Raw genomic sequence first — 15652 nt, 5'->3', positions numbered from 1 at the left:
GAGAGATCATGGACCTGTTCTTTGACATCGTGATCGCCGGATTTCTCGTGATCGGCGGCATCTTCGGTATCGTGGGATCATTTGGCCTGTTGAAGCTCAACGACCGCATGTCCCGGCTGCACGCGCCCACCAAGGCGACGACGCTGGGCGTTGGCGGTGTGCTGCTGGCCTCGATGACCCATGCCGCCGTCTACGAATACCACCTGTCGGTGCATGAGCTGATGATTACGCTATTTCTGTTCCTGACGGCGCCGATCACGGCAAATTTCATTGCCAAGGTTCACATCCACCGGCACGACACGCCAGACAGCCTGCCAGACGCGGGTAAAGACAAGATATGGGCGACGCATAAACTGCCCGAAAACGAAGTGATCGGCCCAGAGGTCTGATCTCCCAGCGCCCCCGCCAGTCCGGCGGGGGTCTTTCATCCGGGGCGGAGCCTGTCCGGGTGAGCCAGCCCAGCCCGGTGACACATAGATGATGCACGCAGCCCCCCTCCCCCTGACCAAAGACGTGGTATTGATCGGCGGCGGCCACACCCATGCGCTGGTGCTGCGCAAATGGGGTATGCGGCCCCTCGCCGGAGCGCGCCTGACCGTGATCAACCCCGGTCCGACCGCCCCCTACTCCGGCATGTTGCCGGGCTTTGTCGCCGGGCATTACGCGCGCGAGGCGTTGGATATTGATCTGGTGAAGCTGGCACGCTTTGCCGGGGCGCGATTGGTGCTCGGGGCGGCTGATCACATCGACACCGATAGACGCGAGGTCCATGTCTCGGGCCGCCCCCCAATTGCCTATGACATTGCCGCAATCAACCTGGGCATCACCTCTGCCATGCCCGATATGCCGGGATTTGATGACCATGCGATCCCGGCAAAACCACTCGGCCGTTTTGCGGAAAGCTGGGCCGCGTATCTGCACGGCGACAGCGCCGCCCATGTTGCGGTGATCGGTGGCGGTGTGGCCGGAGTGGAGCTGATCCTCGCCATGGCCCATGCGCTGCGGGCCCGGGGCCGGACGGTGCAAGCCACGTTGATTGATCGCAGCGAAATCCTGACTGACACCGGCACCAAGTCCAGCGCCCGGCTGCGCGCTGCGCTGCGCGGTCTTGACGTCACCGTGATAGAACACACGAAGATTGCCCAGATCGAGGCCACTCATGTGTTGCTGGCGGACGGCCGCGCAATCCGGTCCGATTTCACAACCGGGGCTGCGGGTGCACGTCCCTACCCCTGGCTCAACGAAACCGGGCTGGACCTGCACGACGGGTTTCTCTCGGTTGATGCCTATTTGCAGACCAGTCGCAAAGGCGTCTTTGCTACCGGCGACTGTGCTCATTTCAGCCCCGACCCGCGTCCGAAGGCCGGGGTCTATGCGGTGCGTCAGGCGCCGATCCTCTATCATAATCTGCGCGCCAGCCTGACGCGGGATCCTCTGCGCCGCTACCGCCCGCAGAAAGACTATCTGAAACTGATCTCGATGGGCGGCAAAACCGCTGTTGGAGAACGCTTTGGACAGACCTTTTCGGGCGGTTGGATCTGGCGCTGGAAAGATCACATCGATCAGAGCTTCATGGCGCAGTTCCGTGATCTGCCGCAGATGGATCAGCCGGCGCTGCCCCCCGAACACACCCATGATCTGCCAGAGGCGCTTGGCCATAAACCGATGTGCGGAGGTTGCGGTGCCAAGGTTGGCGCGCACACGCTCAAGGCGACGCTCCGATCGCAGCCGAATACTCAGCGCACGGACATCACCCCGCTTCCCGGTGATGACGCCGCGCTGCTGATAACGGGCGGGCAAAGGCAGGTGATCAGCACAGATCACCTGCGGGCCTTTACCGCTGACCCGGTGGTGATGGCCCGTATCGCGGCGGTCCATGCGCTTGGCGATATCTGGGCGATGGGCGCCGAGCCGCAGGCCGCGACCGCCAACTTGATCCTGCCCCGACTGTCGGCGGAACTTCAGGCCCGGACCCTTGATGAAATCATGTCTGCCGCCGGTGACATCCTGAGGAAAGCCGGCGCCGAGATCGTTGGTGGCCACACCTCCGTGGGAGACGAGCTGACCATAGGGTTTACCGTGACCGGACTATGCGACGCGGCGCCCATCACCCTGGCCGGGGCACAGCCGGGTGACGCCCTGATCCTGACAAAACCGCTGGGCACCGGGGTGATCATGGCGGCGGAAATGGTGGGAAAGGCCGAGGGTGCCTGGGTCGCCGCGGCATTGACGTCGATGAGCCAGTCGCAGGACAAGACCGCCGAGCTTCTGCACGCCGCACATGCGATGACCGATGTGACCGGATTTGGCCTGCTGGGCCATCTGCTGGGGATTTGCGAAGCCTCCGCTGTTGGAGCTGAACTGGACCTCGGGGCAATTCCTGCGCTGCCCGGTGCCGCTGCATTGACAGCACGCGGGGTCAGATCCTCGCTCTTTGAAGAAGATGCCGCGCTTTTGCCGCAGATAACCACCGGCGGGCCACAGGATCTGCTGTTCGATCCGCAGACTGCCGGTGGCCTGCTGGCCGCACTGCCGCGCGATCAGGCCCAGGCGCTCTTACCCGAACTCCGCAGATACGCAGCTGAGGCCGCGATCATCGGCCATATCACCGGCTCTGCGGGCGCGATCACGCTGATCTGAAGTCGCGGCTATAGCCGGTCCAGCTCAAGACGCAGATCCGCGGCCAGCCGGTCCAGATCTGGCCCCCGCAGGTCGGTTGCCCCCAGCGTGGTTATCACATCGGCACCGATGGCCCGGCGCGCAGTCTCATAGGCGGGGTCGTAATGCTGCGTGATGAGCGCCTCCGTCAGCGCCGGTTTGTCGCCTTCGGCAATCCTCTGCAACCAGCCATCGACCACCGCATTGGAGCGATGTGCCCGCAACCCATCGAGACGCACGCGCAGCATCTCCGTGTTTGACAGAATATCATCATAACCCGCCAGCAAGTATCGACAACGCGCCGCCACAGGTGCGTGGATCTCGATCCGCGGAGCCCGTTTCATGGCCGCCCAGAGCTGCGGTGGGATGATCCGTGCGCCGATCTTGCTCGACTCCGCCTCCACCAGCACCGGGCGTTCCGGGTTCATCCGTGCCAGTTGACCGGCCAATGCGGATTCAAACGCCTTCTGGCTGGGCTGCGGGGTTGGGTGATCGCCAAGCAGCGAGCCACGATGATGTGCCAGCCCCTCGAGGTCCAGCACCTGTGCGCCAAGCAGTCCAACACGCTGGAGGATATCGGTTTTTGCGGTGCCCGTGTAGCCATCCAGCGCCACGAAACGATGCGGCAACGCTGCTTTATAGAGATAATTATGGACCAGTCTGCGGTAACTTTGGTAGCCGCCCTCGACCACATCCGCCCGCCATCCAATCTGCTGCAACAGCCAGGTAAAACTGCCGGACCGTTGCCCGCCGCGCCAACAGTAGACCAGCGGGCGCCAGGATCCCGGATGATGGCTCAGCCGTTGCTCAATATGGTCGGCAGCATTGCGAAACACCTTCGCGGCACCGACCTTGCGGGCCAGAAACGGACTTTGCTGGACATAGATCGTGCCAACTTCGGCGCGCTCTTCATTATCCAGAACCGGCAGGTTTATGGCCCCGGGCCAGTGATCCTCAGCAAATTCGGCGGGACTCCGCACGTCGATGACACAATCGTAGTCTTGATCGAGAATTTCGGATAGCGATGTAAAACGAAGGGCCATGTCTGATGATCTACCGCGCCGCGCGCGCAAGGAAAAGTCGCATTCCCTTTATACCTTAAACATTTTATTATGGATCAAAGATTCGTTTGAAATTCTATCTATAAACCGATCACAGCCGGTTCCCGGATGTGAACTGGATGCTTTTTCCAGCGGGAGGCAGGACATGGCAGAGCCACAGATAGATACCTTGCAGTTCCCCGGTCATCTGATCCGGCGGTTGCACCAGATCTCTGTTGCCCTGTTTGCGGATCATATGGCGCGCAATGACATCGACCTGACACCGGTACAGTTTGCCGCGATTGACGCCCTGGCCCACGAACCCGGTGTTGATCAGGCAACAATCGCGGCCCGCATTGCCTATGACCGCGCAACGCTTGGAAAAGTGATCGACCGGCTAGAGGCCAAGGGGCTGATCCGGCGTGATATTTCTCCAGCTGATAGACGTGCGCGCGTTGTCACCCTGACGGAGGCTGGCCAGTCGCTCCTGAACAAAGCCATGCCGATTGTCGAGGCGCTACAGTCCGAAATCCTGACCGGCCTCAGCCCGGCGGAGCAGGTTCAGATCACCACATTGTTGACCAAGGCGACCCAGATCGGCGACCGGCTGCGCCGCGCTCCGCACCGCGCGCAAACAGGCTCGCAGAAGGAATTCTGACCCCGCTATCGCGCGGAGACGGCCCGGCAGCCATATGGTGAGTAGCGGATAACAAGCTGCCGACGCAGGACCCGAACAGCACCGTCAATGCCCTAGCCAGATAGCGTGCAACGCTGGTTATCGACCATAGGCCTCGCGCGCGAGGTCGATGCGGGCTTCCAGAATTGTCATTTCTTTCATGATATCACGGCGTTTTGAACGGTCGCCGGTATCGGCAAGCTGTTGGCGCAGAACCGCAAGCGTGCGCGACAGCGTGACGAACTCCGGCACACCGCCGCTCTCCTTGATCAATCGGTTGACCAGCGCATTCTCCGGGTCGTCAACCGGTGGCAACGGTTTGCCCGCTCCTGACAGGTTGTCAAAAGCGCCATCGGCCTCCGCCTTCTGGATACGCGCGTTGATAAGGTCAATCAGGGGGTGATCCATAACGGTGTTATGTCGCAGCTGACAGGAAAAACAAAGACCGCGCCGAAGATACGGCGCGGTCCAGTCTGGATTGTTGAGGCAGCGCAATAGCTGCGCCCGGTCACTTCTGGCTGATGCGGCCGTCGGTGTAGGGCTTATAGGGGGAGTTCTCGACCAGATACTCTGCCATGACATCCGCCAGATCCGGGCCAAAGTCATAGGCGTTCTTGTCGTCGCCTGCGAAGACCTTGTAGCCATCACCGCCATTGCGGACGTAGTTGTTTGTCACGACAACATAGGTCTTGGTCGGATCAATCGGCACGAAGCTGTCGCCTTCGCTCACCATGACCTCCTGAATGCGGCCCTCATTGGGTGCAACCGACGGATCCCAGGTGAATTTCAGACCAGCGACCTGCGGGAAGCGGCCCTTGACCTCTTCAACCTGGCTCACCCCGTTTTCCAGGGCCGCGATGACGTCCTCGCCAGTGATTTCAAAGGTCGAGAGCGTGTTCTGGAACGGCAGGACCGTCAGGACCTCTCCCATCGTGACCTCGCCCGGCTCCAGGCTCGCACGGATACCGCCCGAGTTGGCAATCGCAATGCTGACACCCTGATCCTTCACTCGGTCCAGCATCGCATCGGCCACCAGGTTGCCCATCTGGCATTCCTGAACACGGCAATTGTCGCGGTCGCCGTCAACAGCTTCTGCGCTCTCGGCGACAACCTTGTTGCGGATCTCGTCCAGCGGTTTGGCCAGCTCGGCGATGCGTGCGACGGTATCCGCATCCTCGGTGACGGTGCCATCCATAATCAGAGGTTCGCCAACCGCTTCGACGACATTGCCTGCATCATCGAAGGTCACGTTCAGCTCACCCAGGAACTTGCCATAGGCATAGGCCTGCACGATGGCCACATCATTGACCATGGTCGGGTATGGCCCTGAAGCATCTTCCGAAGTGTTGGAAAGATAGGTGTTGCTGTGCCCACCCACGATGACGTCCACACCCGTGGTGCCCGCCGCAACGCGCTGATCCACGGCATAGCCCGAATGGCTCAGCACGATGATCTTGTTGACGCCCTCGGCGGTCAGCCGGTCGACCTCCCCCTGCACGGCATCAACCGGGTTGGTGAAGGTGATGTTTTTGCCCGGGCTGGCCAGATCGGGCGTATCTTCGGGAGTGAGGCCGATCAGGCCGATCTTTTCACCGCCGCGTTCGATCACGGTGGATTTCTTCAGCACACCGGCCAAGGCAGGCTCAGCGCTGACATCGGCATTGGACATCAGAACCGGAAACTGAACCGAATCCATGAACCCGCGCAGGACCTCGGGGCCATCATCGAACTCGTGGTTGCCGACAGTCATGCCGTCATATCCAAGCTTATTCATCATCTCGGCGGCAACTTTGCCCTTGTAGTAGGTGTAGTAGAGCGAGCCCTGAAACTGGTCGCCACCATCAACAAGAATGCTGTTGTTGCTGCGCGCGCGCGCATCCGCCAGCGCAGTTACCAGACGTGCCGATCCGCCAAAGCACTTGCCCTCGGCATTGTCCCCTTCGCGGCAGCCGCTGTCATACTTGCTGATCGGCTCAAACCGCGAATGAAAGTCATTGGTGTGCAGGATGGTCAGCTTGTAGTCGGCTGCGGCTACGCCCGCCGTCAGGCCAAGCGCGGCAACAGACGTCAGAAAACGCGTCATCATGGAAACATACTCCCTTATTATTTTTCTATTGCCGGATGGTGAGGGGAAATGCGGGCGCAGTCAAAGGGGAAAAATTCATCGCCGTGCTGTCTTTGCGTCAAGACCGATCATATTCAGCCTTGATTCACCTCTGCGCGCAGGGCATCACCGCGCCATGCTCATCTATAAAATCTTCCGCACCGACGAATGGACCACCCTTCAGGCAGAGGGTGAGACCCTCGGCGCCCCCATCGATCTGAGCGATGGTTACATTCATTTCTCCACCGCCGACCAGTCCCAGGAGACCGCAGCCAAGCATTTTGCCGGAGTTGACGGGCTTTGGCTGATTGCGGTCGATGCCGAACGGCTGGGGCTAGACCTGCGCTGGGAAGTGTCGCGGGGCGGCGCCGAGTTTCCCCATCTCTACCGCAAGATGACCATGACTGATGTGGTCTGGGCGAGACCGCTGCCGCTGGTCGACGGCACCCATCAATTCCCGGAGGATATGGCGTGAGCCTCGTTGAACGTCTTGCCCTTGGTGCGCTGCATCGCTGCGACCCGGAGACCGCCCATGGCTTGTCGATCAAGGCGCTGAAACTGGGGCTGACGCCCGCCCCCGGCCCGGTCACCTCCCAGCGTCTTACGACCGAGATCGCCGGTCTGTCCCTGCCAAATCCGGTTGGCTTGGCGGCGGGATTTGACAAGAACGCCGAAGCACTGCGCCCGCTCTCTCAGGCCGGGTTCGGCTTTATCGAGGTGGGGGCCGCGACGCCGCGCCCGCAACCCGGCAACCCCAAGCCGCGCCTGTTTCGTCTGACCGAAGATCAGGCGGCTATCAACAGGTTCGGCTTCAACAACGACGGCATGAGCGTGATCGGCCAGCGTCTTGCGGCCCGCCCGCGCGATGCTGTGATCGGCCTCAACCTTGGGGCCAACAAGGACAGCAGCGACCGCGCTGCCGATTTTGCCAAGGTGCTGGCCCATTGTGGGGCGCAACTGGATTTTGCGACGGTGAATGTCTCCTCGCCCAACACCGAGAAACTGCGCGATCTGCAGGGCAAGGCCGCCCTGTCAGCGCTGCTCAGCGGCGTGATTGAGACGCGGGACGGGCTGGACCAGCGGGTGCCGGTGTTCCTGAAAATCGCCCCCGACCTTGACCGCACCGGGATCGAGGATATTGCCGAGGTGGCGCTTGAAACCGGTATTGATGCGGTGATTGCCACCAATACAACGCTTGATCGCGACGGGCTGAACAGTGCGCATCGTGGCGAAACGGGCGGCCTGTCTGGCGCGCCGCTGTTTGAGAAATCCACCCGCGTCCTGGCGCAGCTTTCCGAGCGTCTAGACGGTCGGGTGCCTCTGATTGGCGTGGGCGGCATCTCCACAGCCGAACAGGCCTATGCCAAGATCTGCGCCGGCGCATCGGCGGTCCAGTTTTATACCGCCATGGTCTATACCGGGCTGTCACTGGCCGGAGAGATCGCGCGCGGGCTGGACCAGCTGCTGGCCCGCGACGGTTTTGACACTGTCGCAGATGCCGTCGGCAGCAAACGCGGGGACTGGCTATGATCACCTACTGGCACAATCCGCGCTGCTCAAAATCCCGTGCGGGCCTTGCCCTGCTTGAGGAGGCCGGAACAGCGGTCACCCTGCGCCTTTATCTGAAAGATGCGCCCTCGGAGGCAGAGCTGGCGGAGGTTCAGGCCAAACTGGGTGTCACTGCAATTGAGATGATGCGCAGCGGCGATGCCACCTTCAGGGAGCAGAACCTCAGCCCATCGGATGATGACGCAACGCTGATCGCGGCGATGGCCGCGCATCCGATCCTGATTGAGCGCCCCATCGCCATTTCGGAAACAGCAGCCGTCATAGGCCGTCCTACCGAAGCGCTGAAAAAACTTCTCTGACAGGAGCTGCCCGAAACAGTGGCCGCCTGAAACAGTCGCCATCTGAAACACAGCTGCTCTCTTTCAGCCCATCCCCGATCTATGCGCCGACCTGCGCTTCGAGCCGTGGATAGCGCAGACCAAGCGTCGCACCTCGCGCAAGGTTCAACACCATCAATGCCGCCCAAAGCCCGTGATTGCCGAGGAGCGGCACCAGAACCAACAGGGCCACAACGTAGACCGCCACCGATTGCAGCATCGCGATCCGCATGTCCCGCGTCCAGGTCGCCCCGATGTAAATCCCGTCGAACATATAGCTGGCCACACTGAGCAGCGGTAATATCGCAGCCCAGATCAGGTAATCCCGCCCGGCTGCCCGCACCTCAGGCGAAGTGGACATGACATCGATGAGCCAACCACCGCCCAGCCAGAACAGCAGCCCCAGTGCGATTGCGCCGCCCACGCCCCATTGGCTGGTCACCACCGCTGCGCGTCGCAGCTGCATCCGCGCCTTTGCACCGACCGCGCTGCCCACCAGCGCCTCGGCAGAAAAGGCAAAACCGTCGAGCGCAAAGGCCGTTATCTCAACGAATTGCAGCAACACCTGATTGGCTGCGAGCGTCACATCGCCCAGATCGGCGCCGATGAACAGAAAGGTCGTGAAGGATCCGGTCAGCAGCACCGAGCGGATCATGATATCGCCATTGACCTGCATCATGCGTTTCAGCCGCACAGGATCGAACACACGGGCCCAGTTGCGCCACTGGCTGCCTGCAAAGGCATCGCGGCACAGCCACAGCCCCAGCGCAAGACCGCTCCATTCCGCGATCAGGGTTGCGACCGCGACCCCTTCGACTCCCCAGCCCAGCCCCAGCACGAACCAGAGATCCAGCAGAATATTGAGACCGTTCATCCAGATTTGCAGGGCAAAAACACCGCGTGTGCGTTCAACCGCGATCAGCCAGCCTGTGACCGCATATAGCGCGATGGTAGCTGGGGCACCCCAGATGCGAATCTGAAGGTAATCCCGCGCCAGCCCTTCGACCTCGGCACTGGCAGGGGCCAGCGCAAAGGCCCCCCAGAACACCGCGACCTGTCCAACAATGAACACAAGGCCCGCAGCAAAGGCCAGCAGGATCCCCCGGGTGAGCAGCGCGCCCGTTTCTGCCCAGTCTCCAGCCCCGCGGGCCTGCGCGGCGAGACCCGTGGTGCCCATCCGCAGAAAACCGAAGATCCAATAGATCGTCGCCAGAATGACCGCACCGATGCCCACCGCCCCGATAGGAGCCGCCTGCCCCATCTGGCCAACAACTCCGGTATCCACGGCCCCCAGAATAGGCACCGTCGCATTCGAGAGTACAATCGGCAGCGCAATCTTCAGCACCCGCGCATGGCTGATCGGTTCCGGCACCTCGGCGCTGGCCGTGGACATGCGTTCTAGCCCTTGTCCCGAGGCGCGGCATCGGCCACGAAGTCCGGCGCGGCAGCCCCCTGTTTTGCCGCCTCCTGCGGCATCAGGAAATGGCCCGTGGCCTGGGCGAACAATTTGTCCTTGTGATCCTGCCAGGCCGCCACATGGACCGAGGCATAGCGCCGGCCGGACCGGGACACGGTGGCGCGTGCATAGGCATCTCTCGGCAGCCCGGAACGCAGGTAATCCACCGTGAAATCAATGGTCTTCGGCTGGCGTGGCAATTTACCTGCGGCCAGTTCCTCAACATCGAGCGTGCCGCTTTCGATGCGCTCCCACAGGTTGGCCCAGGTCAGGGTCATCACGGCTGTCACCTCCAGAAAGGCCGCTGTGACACCACCGTGGATGGCGGGTAGAAACGGGTTACCGATCAGCTTGTGATCGAAATTTAGCTGCGCCGTCAGCTCATCGCCGCGACGATCAAACGTGATGTTGAGAAAACGCGCATAGGGCACGGATTCCACAAGCGCGGCGAGGGCAGCGTCGCGCCGTTGCTTCACCACCTGAACGGGTTCGGGACGGGGGCGGCTCAAAATTTTGCCTCCACGGTAAAGGCGCCAACCGCCGTGGCGACGGGATGTGCCTCATCCTCGTCCATCGCCGTCGCACGGACGAAGGCGACGTTGCGGGTCATGTGATGACAGGTCGCGCGGGTCACGATCCGCTGCCCGGGGGTGGCCGCACGCATGTAGTCGATACGCAGGTCGATCGTGGCGGTGCCGCCCGGCGCCGACGGGTGGCACATCACCGCCGCGCCGCAACAGGTATCCATCAGCGCCGACACCGCGCCACCGTGGATCACCCCGGTTTCCGGGTCGCCGATCAGTTTCTCATCATAGGGCATCACGATCTCGGCCGTGCCATCCCCCAGTTCCGTGAGGGTCATCCCCAGTTCCTGCGCATGCGGGATGGCTTCTATGAACTGTCGCGCGAGCTGCGTCTTGTCGACCATGGGCTTCCCCGTTCCTATGTTTTCCTCTTTATCGGCCAGACCTTGGCCGAAGAGCAACCCCGGCGGTTGAACCCTTTGCCGGTTGTGCTTAGTTTGCGGGTAAGGGAGATACGGAATGACCGAACAGAAATTGTCATTCAAGGAGATGTGCAGCGAATTCGACGTGACCCCGCGCACGCTTCGCTACTATGAGTACATCGAATTGTTGCAACCCGATCGCGAAGGCCGGTCGCGGTTTTACGGTGCCCGCGAGCGGGCCCGGATGAAGCTGATTATGCGGGGACGCAAGTTCGGCTTCCAGCTCGAAGAGATCCGCCAGTGGCTGCTGATCTATGAAAACGAGGGCGATGAGGCTCAAAATCGCGCCTTTGTCGAAATGGCCGACCGCCAGATGGAAGAGCTGCGCAAGCAGCGCGAACAGCTCGACGAAGCGCTTCAGGAACTCCACGACCTGCGAGCCACCACGCTCAACCTGCTGAAACAAGACGCCTGATCCCAGCCGACCAAGCGTCAGGTCGGATCCGCTTTTGACACTCAACGCCCCGCCGACTGGTGGGGTGTTTTCCGTTCTGCGGGCTCGTCAGCGCGTGATCTGCCGTCCATGTGACGGATGTTTCAATCAAAAAAATCGAACATAATCCACGCGAAAAAGCCCGATAATTTTGTCGGTAATTTGCACGATCGCCCTATTTTAAGGGCTGATAGCCAAACCCGAAACGAAGTAACGTTGCGTCAGTTCGGTGGATCCTACGTCACCTCGGAAAGTGACGCAGCGTTCAACTTACGTCAACGTCAAGTTGCTGTTGTAAACGACGAGCAAGCTGCTCACCTTAGTCTCACAACCCAGCAGTTATGAGTTACGACGATGACCGATGAAACCAAGACCATCCGCCAGATGTGCGATGAGTTCGGCGTTACGCCGCGTACATTGCGGTTTTACGAAGCCAAGGAGTTGCTGTTCCCGATCCGCGAGGGTCAGAAACGCCTCTTTACCAAACGCGACCAGGCCCGGCTCAAGCTGATCCTGCGCGGCAAGCGGTTTGGCTTCAGCCTCGAGGAAATCCGGCAACTTCTGAATCTCTATCATATGGGCGACCAGCAGCTGACGCAGTTGACCCGCACCTATGACATCGCCTGCGACCGGCTCGCCGATATGGAGCGGCAGCGCGATGAGCTGAACGAGGCAATTGATGATCTGAAAGAGCAGCTGCGTTGGGGCGAACGTGTGATCGCCTCGATGAGCGCCAAACAAGAAGCCGCGGAATAGATCCCGGCCCCCATGCCTGCCTGTCCCACGATGGGAGAGGCAACCAGACAGACACCGCAGAACCACAGCGAGGACCGCGATGCCCAGTTACACCGCCCCGATCAAAGACACTCAGTTCATTCTTCACAATGTTCTGAAGATCTCTGAAAGCGCCATTCCCGGCTATGACGAGCTGGACGCCGATTTCACCAATGCCGTGCTGGAAGAAGCAGGCAAGATCTCCAGCGAAGTCCTGCACCCGCTGAACACCGTCGGCGATACCGAAGGCTGCCGCCTTGAAAATGGCGTCGTCTACACACCGACCGGGTTCAAGGCTGCGTTTGAGCAGGTCAAGGAAGGCGGCTGGACCGGTCTCGACATGCCGGAAGAATACGGTGGCCAGAACATGCCCTATATCATGGGCACAGCCGTGGGCGAGATGTTCTCCGCTGCGAACCAGGCCTTCACCATGTATCAGGGCCTGACCCATGGCGCCGCGTCGGCGATCCTCGCCCATGGTAGCGACGCCCAGAAAGATACCTATCTGCCGAAAATGGTGTCCTGCGAATGGACCGGCACGATGAACCTGACCGAACCGCACTGCGGCACCGATCTGGGTCTGATGCGCACGAAGGCCGAACCGCAGGATGACGGCAGCTACAAGATCACCGGCCAGAAGATCTTCATCTCCTCCGGCGATCACGACATGGCCGACAACATCATCCATCTGGTGCTGGCCAAGATCCCCGGCGGCCCCGAGGGCATCAAAGGCGTGTCGCTCTTCATCGTGCCGAAGTTCATGGTGAACGAGGACGGCTCGCTCGGCGAACGCAATGGCGTCTCCGTTGGCAAGATCGAAGAAAAGATGGGCATCCACGGCAACTCGACCTGTGTGATGAACTACGACAGCGCAACCGGCTACCTGCTCGGCACCGAGCACAAGGGCATGCGCGCCATGTTCACGATGATGAACGAAGCCCGCCTCGGCGTTGGCATGCAGGGTCTGGCTCAGGCCGACGCCGCCTATCAGAACGCCTTGGAATATGCCAAGGACCGTCTTCAGGGTCGCGATGTGACCGGCGCCAAGAACCCGGAAGGCCCGGCAGACCCGCTGATCGTCCACCCGGACATCCGCCGCAACCTGATGGATCAGAAAAGCTTTGCCGAAGGCGCGCGCGCATTCATCCTCTGGGGCGCAAAGATGATCGACCAGGCGCATCGCGCCGAGGATAAGAATGCCGACGGGCTGATCTCGCTGCTGACACCGGTCATCAAAGGCTTCCTGACCGATCAGGGTTATGACATGACCGTTCAGGCACAGCAGATCTACGGCGGTCACGGCTACATCGAAGAATGGGGCATGTCGCAATACACCCGCGATGCCCGGATCGCGATGATCTACGAAGGCGCCAATGGCGTTCAGGCGCTGGATCTGGTCGGCCGCAAGCTGGCGCAGGATGGCGGCAAACATGTCATGGCCTTCTTCGAGATGGTGAAGAATTTCTGCAAAGAAAACGGGGACATCTCCGACGCTTACAGCAAGGAGTTCATCGAACCTCTGAAAGCCGCGTCGAAGGACCTTCAGGCCGCTGGCATGTATTTCATGCAAAACGGCATGACCAACCCGAACAATGCGCTGTCTGGGTCTTATGACTTCATGCACATGTTTGGTCACGTCTGCCTCGGCCTGATGTGGGCGGAGATGGCCAAGGCCGCACAGGCAGAGCTTGACGCCGGGTCTTCTGACGCCGCGTTCTACGAGACAAAAATCGCGACCGGGCGGTATTACATGGCACGCAGGCTGCCTGCGACGGCGCTGCACCTCAGCCGTATCCAGACCGGCGGCGACACGGTGATGGCACTGGCGGCAGACCAGTTCTGAAGCGCAGTTTGATCATCTCGGAGCCCCTTTTCGTGAGGGTCTCCGACACCGCCCCCGTCTGATCATCGGGGCGGCAGGATAACAGGCGATCCGGGCCATCCGGGGCGCCAGAACCAGGGCGTCGCAATTGGAGGAGAGACAATGCCCAAACGCTTTCGCCTCACGCGCCGCCTGCCGGTAGCGATGACCGAAGACGGCTATCGCCGCTTGCGCCGATTTTCGCAGGAGGCCGGCCTCGACGAAGGCGAAGCCCTCTCCTTCCTGTTTGAGAATTTCGACAGCATCACAGATCGCGACAACCTCACCCACCGGCTGCGGCTCTTCAATGCCGAGCTTGAGGATCGCAAGAAATAGGCCGGCCCACACCGTCCAGAGAAAACAGATGCCACAAGGCACGAGACAGCCACCAAAGGGGAGCCCCATGAGCGCAGAGCAAAAATCCAGCTGGATGACCGAAGAGCATCAGATGCTGGCGGATATGACCGCCCAGTTCATCACCCGCGAATGGGCGCCGAAATTCGAGACCTGGCGCAAGCAAGGCATGATGGATCGCTCCACCTGGAATGAAGCTGGTGCCCTTGGCCTGCTCTGCCCCTCCGTACCGGAAGAATACGGCGGCGTCGGTGGTGATTTCGGCCATGAAGCCGCAATCCTGATTGAAGGCAGCCGCGCCAATCTCGCCAGCTGGGGCCACGGGATCCATTCCGGCATCGTCGCCCATTACGTGCTGGCCTATGGGACCGAAGAGCAGAAACAGCGCTGGCTGCCCAGGATGATCACCGGCGAGCTGGTCGGCGCTCTGGCGATGACCGAACCCTCCACCGGCTCCGACGTGCAGCGGATCAAGACAAAAGCAGTCAAAGATGGCAACGCCTACCGGCTGAGCGGTCAGAAAACCTTCATCACCAATGGCCAGCACGCCAATCTGATCCTGGTGGCGGCCAAGACCGACCCCACCGAAGGATCCAAGGGCATCTCGCTGGTGGCGGTTGAGACCGATGGCGCAGAGGGTTTCAGCCGCGGCCGCAACCTCGACAAGATCGGCTGCCATGCCGCAGATACCTCGGAACTCTTCTTCGACAATGTCGAGATTGCGCCGGAAAACATCCTCGGCGGCGCCGAGGGTCAGGGCTTTTACCAGATGATGCAGCAGCTGCCGCAGGAACGGCTGATCATCGCCTGTGGCGCCGTCGGTGCCATGGAAGGGGCGGTTGAACGCACGATCGCCTATTGCAAGGAGCGCGAGGCCTTTGGCGGGCCGCTGACGCAGTTTCAGAACACCCGGTTCAAACTGGTCGAATGCCAGACAAAAACAAAGGTTGCCCGTGCTTTCCTTGATGAATGTATGGTCGAACATCTGCAGGGCAAGCTGACCGTGGAAAAGGCGGCGATGGCCAAATACTGGATCACCGATACCCAAGGTGAGGTGCTCGACGAATGTGTCCAGCTGCATGGCGGCTACGGGTTCATGCAGGAATATGCTGTGGCCGAGATGTGGGCAGATGCCCGCGTTCAGCGCATCTATGGCGGCACCAATGAGATCATGAAGGAATTGATCGCGAGGTCCCTGTGAGGCTTCGGGCTGCACATATGGACGCAGATGCCGGAAGCCTCCGGCGGGAGTATTTGGGGAAAGATGACAGGATGAGACGCGCCTCCCCCCGAGCTCTCCGCCTAATGGGGCGGCGCGCCGTCACCTTTCACGGTCATCGGCTCTCCAGCCTGTTCCGCAGGACCATGCTGACGCCATCTACCTTAATGCGGAGTGAAGGCTCC

The 15652-nt window shown here is 60.9% G+C and carries 17 protein-coding genes; 11 read left to right on the top strand and 6 right to left on the bottom strand.

Translation table 11 applies throughout. The annotated features are described in order from the left end of the window. Positions 1-8 precede the first annotated feature (8 nt). Both VWY75_RS15615 and selD read left to right on the top strand, forming a co-directional pair. The gene (locus tag VWY75_RS15615; RefSeq protein WP_340545286.1) at positions 9-389 is read left to right on the top strand and encodes a Na+/H+ antiporter subunit G; all 381 of its coding nucleotides are present in this window, start codon (positions 9-11) and stop codon (positions 387-389) included. Positions 390-480: 91 nt separating this feature from the next. Then, complete coding sequence (gene selD, locus VWY75_RS15610; RefSeq protein ID WP_416539153.1) at positions 481-2640, top strand: selenide, water dikinase SelD; 2160 nt, start codon at positions 481-483, stop codon at positions 2638-2640. An 8-nt stretch (positions 2641-2648) separates the two neighbouring features. Here selD and mnmH read toward each other — a convergent pair whose 3' ends face one another. After that, entirely contained in the window at positions 2649-3701 is a 1053-nt protein-coding gene (mnmH, locus tag VWY75_RS15605) for a tRNA 2-selenouridine(34) synthase MnmH (protein ID WP_416538619.1), read from the bottom strand. A 163-nt stretch (positions 3702-3864) separates the two neighbouring features. Between mnmH and VWY75_RS15600 the strand changes: the two genes are divergently transcribed. After that, complete coding sequence (locus VWY75_RS15600) at positions 3865-4356, top strand: MarR family winged helix-turn-helix transcriptional regulator (RefSeq protein WP_416536217.1); 492 nt, start codon at positions 3865-3867, stop codon at positions 4354-4356. A gap of 117 nt (positions 4357-4473) precedes the next feature. On the opposite strand, the gene VWY75_RS15595 is transcribed toward VWY75_RS15600, so the two are convergent. Together VWY75_RS15595 and VWY75_RS15590 are read right to left on the bottom strand one after the other, a co-directional pair. Next, a complete protein-coding gene (locus VWY75_RS15595) occupies positions 4474-4782 on the bottom strand; it encodes a DUF1992 domain-containing protein (protein WP_416538618.1) in 309 nt (102 codons plus the stop codon). A 100-nt stretch (positions 4783-4882) separates the two neighbouring features. After that, entirely contained in the window at positions 4883-6460 is a 1578-nt protein-coding gene (locus VWY75_RS15590; protein WP_416538617.1) for a bifunctional metallophosphatase/5'-nucleotidase, read from the bottom strand. A 154-nt stretch (positions 6461-6614) separates the two neighbouring features. Between VWY75_RS15590 and VWY75_RS15585 the strand changes: the two genes are divergently transcribed. From VWY75_RS15585 to arsC, 3 genes are read left to right on the top strand one after another with little or no spacing between them, the layout of a single operon-like run. Beyond that, complete coding sequence (locus tag VWY75_RS15585) at positions 6615-6953, top strand: DUF952 domain-containing protein (protein ID WP_416538616.1); 339 nt, start codon at positions 6615-6617, stop codon at positions 6951-6953. Beyond that, positions 6950-8008 carry a quinone-dependent dihydroorotate dehydrogenase gene (locus tag VWY75_RS15580; protein WP_416538615.1) on the top strand — a complete coding sequence of 353 codons (1059 nt, stop codon included), beginning with the start codon at positions 6950-6952 and terminating at the stop codon, positions 8006-8008. Before VWY75_RS15585 ends, VWY75_RS15580 begins: the two co-directional genes overlap by 4 nt. Next, positions 8005-8346 (top strand): arsenate reductase (glutaredoxin), encoded by a 342-nt coding sequence (gene arsC, locus VWY75_RS15575; protein WP_340545279.1) that lies wholly within the window; start codon positions 8005-8007, stop codon positions 8344-8346. Before VWY75_RS15580 ends, arsC begins: the two co-directional genes overlap by 4 nt. 79 nt (positions 8347-8425) lie before the next feature. Here the strand turns inward: arsC and VWY75_RS15570 are convergent, their stop codons facing one another. From VWY75_RS15570 to VWY75_RS15560, 3 genes are read right to left on the bottom strand one after another with little or no spacing between them, the layout of a single operon-like run. After that, a complete protein-coding gene (locus tag VWY75_RS15570; protein ID WP_416536229.1) occupies positions 8426-9757 on the bottom strand; it encodes an MATE family efflux transporter in 1332 nt (443 codons plus the stop codon). A gap of 5 nt (positions 9758-9762) precedes the next feature. Next, complete coding sequence (locus VWY75_RS15565; RefSeq protein WP_416538614.1) at positions 9763-10329, bottom strand: PaaI family thioesterase; 567 nt, start codon at positions 10327-10329, stop codon at positions 9763-9765. After that, positions 10326-10748 carry a PaaI family thioesterase gene (locus tag VWY75_RS15560; RefSeq protein WP_340545276.1) on the bottom strand — a complete coding sequence of 141 codons (423 nt, stop codon included), beginning with the start codon at positions 10746-10748 and terminating at the stop codon, positions 10326-10328. The genes VWY75_RS15565 and VWY75_RS15560 overlap by 4 nt, the downstream gene beginning before the upstream one ends. 115 nt (positions 10749-10863) lie before the next feature. Between VWY75_RS15560 and VWY75_RS15555 the strand changes: the two genes are divergently transcribed. The 5 genes from VWY75_RS15555 to VWY75_RS15535 all read left to right on the top strand — a co-directional run bounded on the left by VWY75_RS15555 (position 10864) and on the right by VWY75_RS15535 (position 15449). Next, entirely contained in the window at positions 10864-11241 is a 378-nt protein-coding gene (locus tag VWY75_RS15555) for a MerR family transcriptional regulator (RefSeq protein ID WP_340545275.1), read from the top strand. Positions 11242-11613: 372 nt separating this feature from the next. After that, the gene (locus VWY75_RS15550) at positions 11614-12015 is read left to right on the top strand and encodes a MerR family transcriptional regulator (RefSeq protein WP_340545274.1); all 402 of its coding nucleotides are present in this window, start codon (positions 11614-11616) and stop codon (positions 12013-12015) included. A gap of 79 nt (positions 12016-12094) precedes the next feature. After that, positions 12095-13876: an acyl-CoA dehydrogenase C-terminal domain-containing protein gene (locus VWY75_RS15545; protein ID WP_416538613.1), complete on the top strand. Its 1782-nt coding sequence runs from the start codon at positions 12095-12097 to the stop codon at positions 13874-13876. 141 nt (positions 13877-14017) lie between these two features. Next, positions 14018-14230, top strand: coding sequence for a hypothetical protein (locus tag VWY75_RS15540; RefSeq protein ID WP_416538612.1), 213 nt, complete (start codon positions 14018-14020; stop codon positions 14228-14230). 67 nt (positions 14231-14297) lie between these two features. Then, a complete protein-coding gene (locus VWY75_RS15535) occupies positions 14298-15449 on the top strand; it encodes an acyl-CoA dehydrogenase family protein (protein ID WP_416536233.1) in 1152 nt (383 codons plus the stop codon). Positions 15450-15652 lie beyond the last annotated feature (203 nt).

The organism is Phaeobacter sp. JH20_08, from assembly GCF_048056635.1.
Taxonomy (GTDB): domain Bacteria; phylum Pseudomonadota; class Alphaproteobacteria; order Rhodobacterales; family Rhodobacteraceae; genus Phaeobacter; species Phaeobacter bryozoorum.
The sequence above is the reverse complement of the archived record's forward strand: the minus strand, read 5'-3'. Positions and strand labels throughout refer to the sequence as shown.